General features: G+C 42.5%; 13 protein-coding genes. 8 read left to right on the forward strand and 5 right to left on the reverse strand.

What is annotated here, in order from left to right:
* Positions 1 to 42: 42 nt before the first annotated feature.
* Both GS399_RS18125 and GS399_RS18130 read right to left on the reverse strand, forming a co-directional pair.
* Positions 43 to 921, reverse strand: a complete 879-nt coding sequence (locus GS399_RS18125; protein WP_160846078.1) for a helix-turn-helix domain-containing protein — start codon at positions 919 to 921, stop codon at positions 43 to 45.
* A gap of 5 nt (positions 922 to 926) precedes the next feature.
* Positions 927 to 1292, reverse strand: coding sequence for a hypothetical protein (locus GS399_RS18130; protein WP_160846079.1), 366 nt, complete (start codon positions 1290 to 1292; stop codon positions 927 to 929).
* A 219-nt stretch (positions 1293 to 1511) separates the two neighbouring features.
* On the opposite strand from GS399_RS18130, the gene GS399_RS18135 reads away from it, so the two are divergent.
* A complete protein-coding gene (locus GS399_RS18135) occupies positions 1512 to 2603 on the forward strand; it encodes a sensor histidine kinase (RefSeq protein WP_160846080.1) in 1092 nt (363 codons plus the stop codon).
* A gap of 1 nt (position 2604) precedes the next feature.
* A complete protein-coding gene (locus tag GS399_RS18140) occupies positions 2605 to 3327 on the forward strand; it encodes a LytR/AlgR family response regulator transcription factor (RefSeq protein ID WP_160846081.1) in 723 nt (240 codons plus the stop codon).
* A gap of 28 nt (positions 3328 to 3355) precedes the next feature.
* Here the strand turns inward: GS399_RS18140 and GS399_RS18145 are convergent, their stop codons facing one another.
* From GS399_RS18145 to GS399_RS18155, 3 genes are all read right to left on the reverse strand, one after another.
* Positions 3356 to 3982, reverse strand: a complete 627-nt coding sequence (locus GS399_RS18145; RefSeq protein ID WP_160846082.1) for a YceI family protein — start codon at positions 3980 to 3982, stop codon at positions 3356 to 3358.
* A 22-nt stretch (positions 3983 to 4004) separates the two neighbouring features.
* Complete coding sequence (locus tag GS399_RS18150) at positions 4005 to 4556, reverse strand: cupin domain-containing protein (protein WP_160846083.1); 552 nt, start codon at positions 4554 to 4556, stop codon at positions 4005 to 4007.
* A 110-nt stretch (positions 4557 to 4666) separates the two neighbouring features.
* A complete protein-coding gene (locus GS399_RS18155; RefSeq protein WP_160846084.1) occupies positions 4667 to 5506 on the reverse strand; it encodes a TapB family protein in 840 nt (279 codons plus the stop codon).
* Between the two features lie 331 nt (positions 5507 to 5837).
* Between GS399_RS18155 and GS399_RS18160 the strand changes: the two genes are divergently transcribed.
* The 6 genes from GS399_RS18160 to GS399_RS18185 all read left to right on the forward strand — a co-directional run bounded on the left by GS399_RS18160 (position 5838) and on the right by GS399_RS18185 (position 16090).
* On the forward strand, positions 5838 to 6134 hold the full coding sequence (locus tag GS399_RS18160; RefSeq protein ID WP_160846085.1) for a Bor family protein: 297 nt from the start codon (positions 5838 to 5840) through the stop codon (positions 6132 to 6134).
* 331 nt (positions 6135 to 6465) lie between these two features.
* Positions 6466 to 7440, forward strand: coding sequence for a c-type cytochrome (locus GS399_RS18165; protein WP_160846086.1), 975 nt, complete (start codon positions 6466 to 6468; stop codon positions 7438 to 7440).
* A gap of 191 nt (positions 7441 to 7631) precedes the next feature.
* Positions 7632 to 9713 carry a beta-galactosidase gene (locus GS399_RS18170; RefSeq protein WP_202409507.1) on the forward strand — a complete coding sequence of 694 codons (2082 nt, stop codon included), beginning with the start codon at positions 7632 to 7634 and terminating at the stop codon, positions 9711 to 9713.
* A 212-nt stretch (positions 9714 to 9925) separates the two neighbouring features.
* Positions 9926 to 12514: an AfsR/SARP family transcriptional regulator gene (locus tag GS399_RS18175; protein WP_160846087.1), complete on the forward strand. Its 2589-nt coding sequence runs from the start codon at positions 9926 to 9928 to the stop codon at positions 12512 to 12514.
* A gap of 252 nt (positions 12515 to 12766) precedes the next feature.
* Complete coding sequence (locus GS399_RS18180) at positions 12767 to 15028, forward strand: glycoside hydrolase family 3 N-terminal domain-containing protein (RefSeq protein ID WP_160846088.1); 2262 nt, start codon at positions 12767 to 12769, stop codon at positions 15026 to 15028.
* Between the two features lie 114 nt (positions 15029 to 15142).
* Positions 15143 to 16090 carry a family 43 glycosylhydrolase gene (locus GS399_RS18185; protein ID WP_160846089.1) on the forward strand — a complete coding sequence of 316 codons (948 nt, stop codon included), beginning with the start codon at positions 15143 to 15145 and terminating at the stop codon, positions 16088 to 16090.
* Positions 16091 to 16124: the final 34 nt, after the last annotated feature.

Here is a 16124-nt window from a genome sequence, read left to right on the forward strand (position 1 = left end):
CTTCCCGGTGAATAAATGTGCGGTGATCACCAATTAACAAATTCAAAGGGCGGCATACAAGCGGGCCATCCTGTATTTAAGGGGTGTTACAGCAAACCGGCTTTTAAACAAACGGATGAATGCACTGCTGCATTCGAAGCCAATCTCAGCGACAATTTCTGAAATAGGAAGTTTGGTTTGACGTAAAAAATACTTCGCCTGGTCCAGCCGTACCTGGGTTAGAAACTGGTGTGGCGACAGCTGATAGGCTTCCTTAAAAGTCCGTAAAAAATGATTAACAGACAGGCAGGAGTTTCGGGCGATTTCTTCAACCGAAAGTTGCTTGTTATAGTTGGTCCGCATAAACTCCTTGGCGAGCATTAAACGTTTGAATATTTCATCCCGGGTTTGCCGTTTAACGCATGTTAATCCTTGCCGGCATTTGAAAATCTCTTTATTGCATATTTTGTGTTGATTGATAAGGCAGTGATGCAGATAATCGTTTATCAGCAGCTCATCCGGCGATCCGTTGACGATCTTATTCTTCAGATGCATTACCGTATACCATAAGTCGCCCTTGAGCGGGTAAAGCGATTCAACAAATTGAGGAGTTTGAAAATCATTAAACGGCTCATCCAACAGTCTGTCGTCTCCGCTAACTGACGACCGGTAAAAATCGCTCAGAAAGCTTTCTGAGTAGCAAATAGAGAATGTATAAGTTGGATAAACGGCAGCACCCAGGTTTTGAAATTCGCTTCCCTGATTTACCGCCAGGAAACTGCCGGAGTGAATACTTAGCTTCCTTTTATTCAGCAGGCAGTCTTCCTTTCCGGTGAGTGTAATTTTCAGTTGATAATCTGTTTTATGTTGGTAATTACCATTTATACGCGTGCTGCCGATTATCAGCTTATTGTTATTGCTAAGTTCTTTAAAAAAGTACATGCCGATTAATTTTCTGCGTAGTTCCGTTCCTCAAGCAGCCAATAGACATCGCCCTGCTGGTCGATAAACCTCGCTGCCAGACCCCTCGCAGTATAATATGGTTCCGAAATAAACTTCACATTTCTTCGGCGCAGCAGGAAATAGGTTTCAAGGCAATCATTCGTTCGCAAAACAAGTCCGGAATCCGGATTCGGTTGTTGGTTCTTTTTCAGGATTATCTGTGATTTACGATCGAACGAAACCAGCGCGATCGCACCATTCATGGAGGCAGGTTTTTCATCCGAAATAGAGAGTCCTAGATCGAGCAGAAAATCAAGTTTACTGAGCGATCCCCGAACAACTATCATCTGGGGGCTTTTTATTAGATTCATGGCATTATGTCTTATCTTAAAACTGGGATAATTAGCGTCTTGGGAAAAGTTGCCATTATATATGCCATGGGATTGAAGACGGACTTAAAATGAGCAAATACAAACGGTAAGTAGTGTATCACAGATGTTTTTGCATGCCGTTAATCGACGGAAAAATACCGTCTGTCGATGTTACTGCCGGAATGAGTATCTATCGGCGTTCCTTTCTTATTTTTGGAAATGCAACTAAGCTTAACCGGCTATCGGAGTAAAAATCAGCGAATTATTTATCATGTGCTTTTTTGGCTGATCGTATGGCTTTTGATGACGCTGGTTTATGCAATTGGCATTCCGGGATATGGGCTGGCCGCACTCATCATCCTGATGTTCCTGCCCATCCACATGTTCAGTTTCTATACAATTGCTTATTTCGCCACCCCAAGATATTTGTACAAAAAGAAATATGTACAGTTTGTCGTGTTCCTGGTTCTCATGATCACAGTTTCGGCGGTGCTGTTCCGGCTCGGAGAAATATTTTTCGCTGATCCGATAATTTACAGGGCGATAAAAAAGATAAAAAATGATTTTGTATGGCACAAATTAGACGGGGATTTCTGGCAGCAATTTTTAAACCCGACTTATATTGTTAATTGCATCGAACAAAGTAACCTGGTAGTTTGGGTGGCGCTCGCTTTTAAGTTTATCAAAATGTGGTTCGAGAGAAGGCAGGCCGCAATGGAAGCGGAACTAAATTTCTTAAAATCGCAGGTCCATCCGCATTTTTTGTTCAACACGCTTAACAATCTTTATTCGCTCACGCTGCAGCAATCGCCGCAATCGCCGGGGGTTGTGCTAGGTTTATCGGAGATTTTGCGGTATATGCTGTATGAATGTAACTCAGAAACTATCGCGCTGTCTAAAGATGTACAAATCCTGGAGAGTTATATCGCACTTGAAAAGATAAGGTATGAGGATCGCATTGATATAACGTTCAGCATAACGGGCGATTTACGTAACAACCAGATCGCTCCGCTGCTGCTGATGCCCCTAGTGGAAAATGCCTTTAAGCATGGCGCCAGTGAAGAGCTGGAGGAAGCCTGGATAAATATGGATTTGTATGTTAAAAACAACCAGCTTAAATTTAAGATATCGAACAGCCTGCCCGAACAGTTGACAGAACCGGCTAATACAAAGGGAAAGATCGGGCTGTTAAATCTTAAAAAAAGGCTTGATATTTTGTATCCCCAATCGCATGGATTTCGCGTTTTTCGGGCTGATGAGATGTTTGTAGCAATTTTAGAACTCGATCTTAATAAACGTATCGCTGTTTAATATGAAAATCAAAACGTTATTGGTTGACGACGAACCACACGCGCTGGAAGTGATCGAAAACTACCTCCAGAATTTCAGTGAACTTGAAATCGTCACAAAATGTAGCAATGCGATACAGGCATTCCAGGTATTGCAGCAAACGCGTGTCGACCTGATGTTTTTAGACATCAAAATGCCTGGCTTATCGGGCACCGATTTGATGCGAAGCCTGAAGCATCCGCCAAAGGTAATCTTTACAACTGCTTATCACGATTACGCGGTTGAGGGGTTCGATTTGAATGCCCTGGATTACCTGATGAAGCCTATCGCTTTCGATCGCTTTTTAAAAGCAATGGACAAAGTATTTGCCACATTCAGTGTAGCAAACAAACAGATAAGTATCGAGGAAAAACCGGCACTCTCCAATAAGGATGTGTTTCTTTACTTAAAGGTGGAGCGTAAAATGGTAAAGGTAAATGTCAATGATATCTACTGGATGGAAAGTCTGAAAGACTATATTAAAGTGGTTTTGAAAGACAAAGTGCTTATTTCAAAGCAGAAGATCAGCTTATTGGAAGAGCTGCTGCCGGAAGAAAAATTCGTACGGATCCATCGTTCGTTCATCGTTTCAATGGATAAAGTGGATAGCTATCATTCTTATTCTGTGGAGATCGGTGGTAAAGAACTGCCTATCGGAAGAAATTATAAAGCCGAATGCCATCGCCGCTTTAAAATGGTTTATTAGCAGGAGACATCCGGCAGTTGCCCATATTTTAAAATTGCATGCTTTTAATCCCGTTCAGGTTTAAGCTTATAGCAATTTTAGGATTAATAAACTGATCATCGGGAAGCGTATCGTCTGAAGCATAAGTAATCCCCCAATCCAGCCGGTTAATTTCGAACTGCGCCTCTATCGTGATCTTGTTATCAGCCAAATTTATTTTAGCCGGAAATGTAACCGGTTTTGTTTTGCCAAGGATAGTCAGATTACCGTTTATCACATATTGGTCTTGTGTTGGTGCAGAGGTTACAAAGCTGGCTGAGGTAATAACGAAAGATATCTCGGGATGCAGCGCCATATTGAAAAAATCCGCGGATTGTAAATGATGGATCAGCATATGTTTCAGCTCGTCGGTAGGCAGATTGTTATTTTGTAAAGAGCTTAGGGGCATGCGAAAGCTGCCCGACCGGATATGCCCTCTTTCATCAGTTTCTATATCGCTGCCCGAAACCTTTATCGTTCCTTCATTAAAATATCCTGTTTTCAAAAAGCCTTTCCAGCCTGCAACGGAACTGTCGGCCAGCTGATAAACTGCTTTTTTTGTGTTTTGATGCTTTTTGCAGGAAGTCCCTGAAACAACAGTGATTAGAATTAGAGCAAGTAGTTTTAAGTGTTTCATTGTATAAAATTTGTATTAGAATTTAATTGAGGTATTTGCGCATCCTCTTTTTATATCCCGCCAGGATGAATAGCGGCGATGCGATGGTGAAAAGGATGCGTTGGACAACCAACGATGGTTTTGCAAGCCTGAACGATTTATTATATGTTTTTAACAAATAAAATAGCTGCAGCAATGGCGGAACACCGTCATCGTCGGTACGGTCATCATTCGCAAGGCCGGTTGCAGTCTCCAGAAAATATTCCGTGTCCAGTGCCGGGTAAACCTTCCAGTTGACGACTGCAGGTTTGTTCGAGTTGTTCCACATTGAATGCGTTTTACCGGGCAAAATATGTATCAAACTGCCCGGCTGATATTTCTGAATATGATGATCAATCCGAACAGTCAGCTCACCCGAAAGAACCGTAAAAAATTCTTCCTGGGACGGATGGTAATGCGAGGGCGGCTCCCTCGAAAACGGCGGATATGTAGCCTCCATTTCCAGCATTTCACCTGAAGTGTCGGACGAACTGTTTATATATTGAATAACCTGCCCGGTTTTAGCATTGGTGATAATCTTATTCTTATATGCCATAATTTTAATGTTCGGGGGAAAGCGGGGGAACAAACGTCCCCCCGCTGAATCACAATTAACTAAATTGCATTGAGCACACTCGCCTGAGCAGGCGTTTAGAGAAGGGGTATTTATTCTATTTTTTGGAGTACCGTTGTAGACATGCCGGTGCTGGTTGAGCTGATTGATTTAACCACGCCAACTCCGTGCGCTACCCAAACTTCCAAACTCTCGTGAATGTCGAAGCCACCCACGTTGTTTCCGTTGATCTTTGTTGATGAGGAAATGTCATTGCCGCTTTCAAACTTGCTGCAGGTAAACGTTCCCGCCGGAACTGTGATGGTTTCCACCTTTGTAACCGTTCCCGGATGTTGCTTAATTGACTGAGTCATTTCATACAGGTCTACATCTGTGTCCGAGCTTTTCAATTCATACTTTAAGTACATGCCCTGCGTTTCGGGCCCGGCAAAAGTTAGCTTGCTGCCTTGTTTTACAGCATTTTCCATTACCTGGCTTACCGGGAAGCCTATGGGTGCCGCTTCCAAAACGGTAACGCCCTCCATTGCTTTGAAAATGTCGATCACTTCATTCCATTTTTCAGGTAAAACGAGCCGTGTAAATGTTTTCCCGTCGGCCGTATACATGCCGTTATTGAAATCCATTTGTTCGTCATCATAAACCAGGTGTGTGCGAAGATTGTAAACGCGCAGGCCGGCTGAGTCTTTTGCCCCGGTTATCCATCTTGTTTCCGTTCCCTTGCTGCCATCTTCCATCTCGACAGCATACTGGTATTTGCGCCCGGACTCCGGAATAAAACTTGCTTCGGCGTCGTCGCCGTTTCCACCATTGTCGCCGGGAGAATCATCGGTTTTTTTACATGACGCTATGCTAAGTAAAAGCGCGGCAAATAGGCCCGCGTAGAATAGCCTTCGTTGATGTCTTTGTTTGTTGTTGATCTTAAACACATTCATTTCCTTAATTTTTCTGCAAGGTTAATGGCTGCGTTTTTTTAATTAATGCCAGCACGACATACAGCATGCTGCTGTAATTAAGCACGTTGTTATTGACGCTTAACGCGATTAATAAACCTAATTTGCTGTTGATTGGGGTTTTTTTGCAGTTCGTCGATAATAAGAATTTCCTATTTCGTGCGGCGATTTTAAACCAGGAATGGCAGACTTCTTAACGCTACGGTTTTCACTCTCGTTTTAACGGTTTGTCGACGAAATACATCCCTCTGTCGCTATGGCTTTAACATCGTAAATGCCGTGGATAGCTTTGATCAAAATTATTAACGCTAAAATGATTAAAAAAGCAACTCAAATTACCTTATCGATGTTAGCAGCTGCCATGCTCTTAACATCCTGCTATTCTTACACCGCTGTTGTAGGAAAAGGGCCTCAAACCAATCAGGCTGTGAAAAAGTGGAACCATTATGTCGTGTACGGACTGGCTCCCGTTGGTGTGTCAGATTCAAAGGAGCTGATAGGTGATGCCAAAGATTACACTATCAATGTTCAGCACTCGTTCGTTAACGGATTAGTTGCTGCTTTGACACTAGGAATTTACACCCCTACAACTACCACAGTTACCAAGTAGTAACGCTTTCTCACATTCGCGTATGATTATTTACTTAGTCATACGCGATCAGTCAATTTTAATTATGCGGTTTAAGAAACTACTAATATCACTTGCCCTTATTTTATCACTTATCAGCGTTCGCGAAGTGGTCAATGTATGCCGCTATAATGACAGCCTTAACAGTTACGGGTACGGCTATATATCTGGCAATATCATGCTGGTTGTTTTTTGGATGGGATTTTGTTGTTTTTTGGCCGGCAAAATCCGCAAAGAGGGAAAATATTAATTCAGTGGGCTGATAATCAGCATATCCTGGCGCAACGAACTAATCAATATAAATAATTCACAAATGAAAATTTTAAAAGTACTGGCTTGTGTTTTAGCCTTTGTAGTATTACTGGCTTTCGCGGCAGGCGGATATGTCTATTATGCGCTGCCCAATACCGGCAAACCGGCTGATGTAACGATTGAAGCCACTAGTCAAAGGATTGAACGTGGTAAATATCTGGCGAATCATGTAACAGTTTGTATGGATTGCCATAGCAGCCGCGACTGGAGCTTATATGGCGGCCCCATGAAAGAAGGCAATTTTGGTGGCGGCGGCGAAGTGTTCGATGCGCTTAAAGGGTTTCCCGGCAATTTTTACGCTTCCAACATCACACCTTTCGCGCTGGGAAAGTGGACTGACGGAGAAGTGTTGCGCGCAATAACAACTGGCGTGAGTAAAAATGGAAAAGCTTTGTTTCCGGTGATGGGATACCACCGCTTTGGCCGCATGGATCAGGAAGACGTTTACAGTATCATTGCCTACATCCGTACCCTGCAGCCTGTAAGTAATAATGTGCCAGTGTCAAAAGCCGATTTTCCGGTAAGCGTGCTGATAAATACCTTTCCCCAAAAAGCCGATTTTCAAAAAATTCCAAGTGAATTTGATACTGTTAGTTATGGTGGTTACCTGGTTAACGCAGCCGGTTGTGTCGATTGTCATAGTAAAACGGATAAGGGTAACATTATCCCGGGAACAGAATTTGGCGGAGGGATGGAATTCAAACAGCCCGGAGGCGTTATGCGCTCCCCCAATATTACGTTTGATAAAGGTACCGGAATAGGCGGTTGGTCGGCCGAAAATTTCGTAAGCAGGTTTAGGGCTTACGCCGACAGCAATTATCATCCCACTAGACTGAAACTTTCGGATGTAAACACACCGATGCCCTGGAAAATGTATGGGGGTATGAAAGCCTCTGATTTGCAAGCTATTTACGTGTATTTGAAAACGTTGACACCAATGAAAAATGCAGTGGTTAGAATTGAGAAATCCCGTTAATAACATTTTCAATAAAGTCAGTTATACTCGAAATAGCCAAAAAGGCAGATACAATCAGGAAAATTGCCTGACAGAAGAGGCCGCCTTAATGAGCGGCTTCTTTTTTTACCCGACTTCCTGTTAGTGATTTCAAAAACTCGTTTGGTCCTCGCAGTTCTGTTACCTAGCTTAGTGAGCAGAAACTAATAACAATGATCCAAATAAACTTACGCATTCTAATCCTTGTCCTTCTTTCAGCTATTGCTGTTAACGGGACAAGTTTTGCGCAAATAAAAAAAGATAAACTGCTTTTTGGTGTTGCTTATTACGATGAGTATATGCCATATGACCGGCTCGATAGTGACGTTTCAATGATGAAAGAAGCGGGTATCAATGTCGTGCGCATCGCCGAATCCACTTGGAGTACCATGGAGCCCCAGGACGGTGTTTTTGATTTCAGTCATATAGACAGAGTGCTTAACGCGATGAACAAAGCGGGTATAAGCGTAATTATCGGCACACCTACTTATGCCGTGCCGACCTGGCTGGTAAAAAAGTATCCTGATGTGTTGGCCATTACGCCGAAAGGCCCAAACCAATATGGGCCTCGTCAGAATATGGATATCTCAAACATTCATTTCCGCGAATATGCGGAAAGGGCAATCCGCAAAATGCTGGAGCACGTTAAAAATCATCCGGCGATAATCGGTTATCAAATCGACAATGAAACTAAGTCATATGGTACAAGCGGACCAAATGTACAATCGCAGTTTGTCGCTTATATGAAAGAGCGATATCCTTCGCTGGATAGCCTGAATAAAATATTCGGCCTGGATTACTGGAGTAACCGGATCAATAACTGGAATGATTTCCCATCAGTCAACGGAAGTATAAATGCTAGTTTGAATGCAGAGTTTGCCAAATTTCAACGCTCGCTGGTAACAGAATATCTTGGCTGGCAGGCCAAAATTGTGAGAGAATATAAAAAGCCGGAGCAGTTTGTGACACAAAATTTCGACTTCGACTGGAAAGGGTACTCTTACGGAATACAGCCGGAGGTGGATCATTTTGCAGCTGCCAAGGTCCTTGATATCGCAGGAGTGGATATTTATCACCCATCACAGGATAAACTTACAGGTGCAGAAATTTCTTTCGGCGGTGATATGGCCAGATCTATGAAGGGCGGACAAAACTACCTGGTGATTGAAACGGAGGCACAGGGGTTTCCGCAATGGGTTCCTTATCCGGGACAGTTAAGGTTGCAGGCATTCAGTCATCTGGCATCGGGGGCCGACATGGTTTCATACTGGCACTGGCATTCAATACACAACTCGGCGGAGACTTATTGGAAAGGTTTGTTGAGCCATGATTTTCAGCCAAATCCTACTTACCAGGAGGCCAAAACTATTGGAGCTGATTTCCAGAAACTTAGTCCGCATCTGGCGAATTTGAAGAAGCAAAACCAGGTAGCGATACTCTTCAGTAACGAAGCACTTACCGCTTACAACTCGTTCGGACCAGGTACTTACAACAATGTTCTGCGGCCGATGTATGATTTGCTTTATAATATGAACGTCGGCGTCGATTTCGTCGATCCTTCCAGTAAGGAGATTGAAAAATATAAACTCGCTATTGTGCCAGCATTGTATGCTGCACCCGACAGCCTGTTGCAGCGCTTAAATCGCTTTGTGAAAAATGGTGGCCATATCGTTTATACTTTCAAGAGCGGGTTTTCAGATGAGCACAACAAAGTAAGAACAACTATTCAGCCAGGCATTATCGGCGAAGCCTGTGGTATTCGCTACAGTGAGTTTACTGATCCGGGGAAGATCGGGCTCAAGAATGATCCTTTCCTGGTTGGTAAAGCGGATAATTATACCGAAAAATGGATGGAACTGATTGAGCCCACAACGGCTAAAGTACTGGCATATTACGATCATCCGGCTTGGGGAAAGTACGCGGCCGTTACCCGAAATAATTACGGCAAGGGCGTGGCAATTTATATTGGATGCGGTACCAGTACGGCTATAACAGAAAAGATACTGGAAACAGCAATTAAGAGCGCGGGACTATGGGGAAAAGATCAAAGTCTAAGGTTTCCGTTGATTGTTAAATCCGGAATCAACCAGCAGGGAAAGGCAGTTCATTACTACTTCAACTATTCAGCTGAGCCAAGGACAATAAATTATACGTATCAAAAGGGAATCGAACTGATCTCAGGAGGAGCCATAAGCGCTCAAAGTAAATTAACCTTGCCCGCCTGGGGTTTTCGTATCATCGAGGAACAATGGTAGTGGGCGGCAGCTGCAAAGTTGCCTGCAGACAATCTTCATTAAACAAAGAGAGCGTCGATACCAATATTGAAAGCAAAAAAAGCAGACTTCAGTGTTATCTGCGATATTGGTTTTTTTGTTTATTTTTAGAGCATATAACCATTTTATTTTAAACCTGAATTTTAACTTAATACTGAATTAAGTACAAGGCTTAATGGGTAAGTTCTGAAATAATGCGCCTTCCTGATCTTAAGTTGTTTATAACTGCTATACTAATATTTCTGTTCGCTGGAAACTCGAATGCGCAGTCTTATGGCCTTGCTTTTAACAGTTATGATGTAGTACAGGATAAGCGGACCTCACTTGATATAGATCTGGACAAACTAAACCGGGCGGGCCAGATCGAACTTGCATTCGATCTTTCTTTTCTGCCTAATCACTCAAATTATTTCGGTTATGTATTCCGTTTGATCGGTAATGAACAGCAAAATATCGATCTCGTGTACGACAATCAATTTAGCAATCATCATTTTAAATTAGTTGTAGGCGAAAAGGTAAGTAACATTTCTTTTGATATTCCTGTCACCTGTCTGTTTTCTGAATGGAACAGGTTAATTATCAGTCTTGATGTTGATCACGATAGAATTTCTTTAAGCTCAGGTAAGATCAATCTTTCACAATCAGGACTTCATTTACAAAAAAGTAATACTTATAAGCTTTTATTCGGTGCTAATAATTATAAACGGTATCAAACGACCGATGTTCCGCCGATGAAGCTGAAAGATATTCGTATCAGTTCAGGCGGTAAGCTTGTTTATGATTTTCCGCTTTCAGAAAGTAACGGCAATTTTTTGACGGACAAAATAAACCAGTCGAAAGCATCTGTCTCTAATCCGCTTTGGGTAAAGGCTGGTCATCAAAAATGGTTTCTTGAAAAAGAAGCAACAATAAATGGCGTTGTAAGTACTGCGTTCAACGCCGCAAAAGAGGAAATTTACTTTATTTCGCCTGATTCGTTGAAAATTTACTCTGCCAGAGACGGGCGTTTTTTAACATCTGTTGCTTATAGATCAGGAACCCAGAAATTTATACCAGGTTCTCAGTCGCTATACGGTGATGGCCAGCTTTACAGTATTTATACGGACATGAAGACGGTTGTTCCGTACAACTTTCAAAGCCGGGATTGGAACCAGTATTATAAAACTGTGGTCGATGCCACGAATTATGGCCACATTAACAAGTTTTATTCGGCCGCTGACAATTCGGTTTACATGATTGGAGGTTATGGCCAGTTCATCTATAAAGACAGTGTTCTGAAATATGACATAACAAAACAATACTGGCAAAATGTCCCTGTAAAAGGAGATGTTTTTACGCCACGTTATCTCGCCGGGCTCGGTACAACTGCTAATGGCGATACAGCTTATATCATTGGTGGTTACGGCAGCGCGACCGGCAGGCAAATAGCTAATCCGCGCAATCTATATGATATTATGCGCTTCACAGTTAAGGATAGATCTTTTAAGAAGCTAGCGGAAATAAAGACACAAAATGAAGATTTCGTATTCGCCAATTCCCTGATTATTGATTCAAAACACAAAACCTATTACGGATTAATATTTCCTCAAAACAAGTATAAAACCTCGCTGCAGTTAATCAAGGGCTCGCTCATGTCACCTGATTACGAACTGCTTGGAGATAATATTCCATTTCTTTTCCATGATGTGGAATCGTACGTCGATTTTTTTTACTGCGCGCAAACGAAAAAGTTTTTTGCTGTCACCTTGCTAAAAGTGAAGAACCAAACTCAGGTTAAGATATTTTCGCTACTGGCGCCGCCCGAGCCGTTTGTCGTTACATCGATTGAAAATAAAATTTCCATTAGCTGGGTAATAGCAGGGACAGCAATCCTGCTAGCGGGTATTCTGTTGTTTTTTTATTTTAAACGGAAGCGAGTTAGAAAGAATTTTATACCTGAAAAGCCGCTTTCTGCCGAAATATTAGAAGTGTTAAATAAGCCAAGTTCCTATACACATTCGGAAAATCGCGTAAAATTTGAGTCGAATGACGAGGAATCAGCTGAAACGCAGCCGGTAAAAAGCTCGGTATTTCTTTTTGGCGATGTGCAGCTCTTCACTGCTAATGGAACAGACATCACCGGGAGCTTTACACCGCTTTTAAAGGAGCTCTTCGCGGTTATCCTGATTTATTCGGTTAAGTGGGGAAGGGGTGTCAGTTCCGAAAAGCTAAATGAAATTTTATGGTTTGATAAATCGGAGCAAAGTGCACGTAATAATCGATCGGTGAACATTGCCAAGCTAAAATCGCTTTTGGACCAGTTTAACGGTAAATGTAACCTTGTTAAAAATTCGGGGAACTATAAAATTGAAGTTGACTACAGCGAAGTTTTTGTTGATTATCATAGCTTTTTGAATATTATTTCTTCAAAAAATAAGATCAGTAAGGAAAATGTCACACAGCTCACTCAGATAACACAGCGGGGTAATTTCCTTGCAAATATGGAATTCGAGTGGCTGGATATTTTCAAATCTGAGGTTTCAAATGAAGTAATTGACTACTACCTGGAAGCTGCAAGTTTAACAACCATTGCCTCTGATCCTGAATTTCTGATTAGGCTTGCCAATCATATTTTTTATGTCGACCCGGTTAATGAAGAGGCGATGAGGTTAAAATGTAAGGCACTCGTATTTCTCGGCAAACATTCACTGGCAAAAAGCACTTTTGAAAACTTCAACAAGGAATACCGCTTGATCTATGGTGAAAACTTTATGAAAGATTTCCACGCAGTGCTCGAGTATTAATTTATAACGCTCACGTTATTTTAAGATAAAATACCTCCTCCTTACTATTACAGAACCATTTTATAAGGTCATTTCTGCAAATAGCAGAAGAACTATTTATGCATTTAAAAAAAACAACGCCTGAAAATCAGTGGTTTAATAAATCGATTTTAAATTTTCAATGTCATTAATGCCTCATTAATTCTTTGTTAAGCGGAATAATTTATTTGCTGAAGTATTTAACCAAGCTTTAAACCATCTTCTGCAAAATTTATGATCCTCTTTAAAGGCAGGTACCTGAGCCTCATTACTATTTCCTGTGTTTTGCTTTTCGCATTTAAAAATGAAGAGAGAACTTCTCCTTATCCATATAAAAATCCAAAACTTTCAGTCGACGAGCGGGTGAAGGATTTACTCTCCAGAATGACATTAAAGGAGAAAATCCTGCAGCTCGATATGTTCTGGGGAAAAGAGGTCGCTGATTCTACGGGACACGAAACGAAGGAATATTCAGCAAAAAAAACCGCCGCAATTTTAGGTGATACAGGCATCGGATCGGTTCATGACCTTTATCCTCTAACAGCCGATATCACTAACAAGATTCAGAAATATGCACTGGAAAATACCCGTCTAGGTATTCCCGTCTTATTTATTGAAGAGGGGCTGCATGGATACAGTAGTAAAGGAAGCACGTCATTTCCAATCCCATTGCAAATGTCTGCCGCGTGGGATACAGCTTTGGTTTATAAAGCTGGCCGTGTTATCGCTACCGAAACGCGTGCTCATGGCGTGAACATGATATTAGGTCCGGTGCTTTGTTTACCGCACGATCCGCGATGGGGCCGGGTGGAAGAAACTTTTGGGGAAGATCCTTACCTCGATGCTTTGAACGGCGTGGCGATGGTTAAGGGTTTGCAGGGAAAACGGCTGAGCGACAACGACGCCGTGGTTGCAGAACCTAAGCATTTTTCTGTGCATGGTATTCCCGAGGCCGGAAGTAATACTGCCCCGGTAAATATCGGCGAACGGGAGGAACGTTCTACTTATCTCTACGTGTTTGAAAGAGCTGTGAAGGAAGGCGGGGCCAAAGGGATCATGGCAGCTTACAGCGAAATTGATGGCATCCCCTGTGTGGATAACAAATGGTTGCTGACCGATGTGTTACGCAAAGAATGGGGTTTTGATGGGTTTGTATTGTCTGATTTAGGAGCAATAAAAATGTCGCTGGAAAGCCACGCTATAGCCAGCAGCGTGAGCGACGCTCTTGCTCAAACTTTTAATGCCGGACTGAATATGCAGTTTTATGATTTCGATCATAAGTTATTCATGACATCGGTCGAGCAGGCAATAAAAGACAAAAAACTGTCGGAAGCCCAGCTCAATAAAACAGTTGGCGAAGTGCTTCGGGTCAAATTTTTACTGGGCCTTTTTGATAATCCCTATATACTGAATGACCGGGTTTCAAAAGTGTTTCACTCGTCTGAAAGCCAGGATCTGGCCCTAAAAATTGCTCAGGAGAGTATTTGTCTGCTCAAAAACGACGATGTGTTGCCGCTTAAGGCCAATCAATCGATCGCCGTTTTGGGACCTTTGGCTAAAAGTACCTACCTGGGGGGCTATTCAAATACGGAAGATAAAGCCATATCAGTACTTGAGGGTTTGCAGCAACGTGCAGGCAGTTCTGCAAAGATCAGTTTTGAACCCGGCTATTCGATGGAGAAAGATCAGGGTGATTTACTGCAAAAAGCAGTCAACCTGGCGAAGGCATCAGATGTCGCCATCGTTGTTTTAGGCGAAGATCTTTCAATAGTTGGTGAAGGGAAAGATCGTGCTCACCTGGATCTCGACGAAAATCAGATGGAACTTGTTCGCGCGGTAAAAGCGACAGCAAAACCGGTTGTTGTGGTGCTTGAAAACGGCCGGCCATTGACAATCAACTGGATTGCGAAAAATATTCCCGCTATTGTTGAAAGCTGGTTTGGTGGCGAGAAAAACGGGCTGGCAATTGCCGACGTGCTATTGGGAAATGTTAATCCTTCAGGCAAACTTCCAATGACCTTCCCGCGATCCCTTGGCCAGGTCCCATTTTACTACAATCATAAACCAACTTCCTATCACCGTTATGTTGATGAGCAAAGTACGCCGTTATATGCGTTCGGGCATGGTCTGAGCTATACGAAGTTTGAATATAGCGACTTGTCATTCGATAAACCAAAGATTGCAGCAGATGAAACTATCGAAGTGAGTTTGAATGTTAAAAATACTGGTCCCGTCGCCGGTGCCGAGGTAGTGCAGGTTTACGTCAGAGACGTGGTTTCCAGTGTCACAACACCCGTGATGGCATTGAAAGGGTTTCATAAGGTTATGCTCAAGCCGGGCGAAACGTCAGTAATCAGATTTAAGCTGGGGCCTGAGCATTTATCGTTATGGAATAAATCAATGAAACGGGTAGTCGAGCCGGGAGAATTTAAGATAATGGTTGGAAGCGCTTCCGATGATATCCGGCTCAATGGAAGTTTCCAGGTAATAAAATAAAAGATTTTTTAAAAAAGTGCTTTATGCGCATTAATTAATGTTTTGTTAGGCTCTCATTAATGCTCAGACGGTAATTAGCACTAACAAAACCAATCAGAAACCAAGTTCAGAAACATGAAATTTTTTAAACGCATCACTTTTAGTTGTGCCGCTTTAATGGCTGCTTTGCTGATAACCGGGAATTCGTATTCTCAAAAAAATCCTTTTATAACATCAATGTATACAGCCGATCCTTCGGCGCATGTTTGGGCCGACGGCCGCTTATATGTCTATGCATCGCATGATGTTGCTCCGCCTCGTGGCTGCGACCTGATGGATCGTTACCATGTTTTTTCTACCGACGACATGATTCACTGGAAAGATCACGGTGAAATACTCAATTCAGGCCAGGTTCCCTGGGGCAGAAAAGAAGGTGGCTTTATGTGGGCGCCGGATTGCGCTTACAAAAACGGTACTTACTATTACTATTTTCCACATCCAAGCGATACCAAATGGAACGATACCTGGAAAATCGGAGTAGCTACCAGCAAAAAACCGGCTAGTGATTTTAAAGTACAGGGCTACATAAAAGGACTCGAATCAATGATCGATCCTACAGTTTTTATTGACGATGACGGCCAGGCATATTTCTACTATGGTGGCGGCGGAACCTGCAAAGGCGGTAAGCTGAAAGATAATATGACCGAGATCGATGGCGATATGAAAAAAATGGAAGGGTTGGAAGATTTCCACGAAGCAACCTGGGTACATAAAAGAAAGGGAATTTACTATCTGTCATATTCAGATAATCACGATGAGGGCGACAAACATAACCGCATGCGCTATGCTACGAGCAATAATCCGTTAGGCCCCTGGAAATACCAGGGAATTTACATGGATCCTACCGACAGCTATACCAATCATGGATCGATCGTGGAATATAAAGGGCAGTGGTATTCCTTTTATCATAATAGTTCCTTGTCGGGAAACGACTGGCTGCGCTCGATCTGCGTGGATAAATTATACTTCAACGAAGACGGAACGATACAAAAAGTAGTACAAACAAACGGCCTGAGTAAATGAGCCGCATCCCTTGTGGAAGCGGCGGCGAAAGAGA

The organism is Hufsiella arboris, assembly GCF_009834875.1.
Lineage (GTDB): Bacteria > Bacteroidota > Bacteroidia > Sphingobacteriales > Sphingobacteriaceae > Hufsiella_A > Hufsiella_A arboris.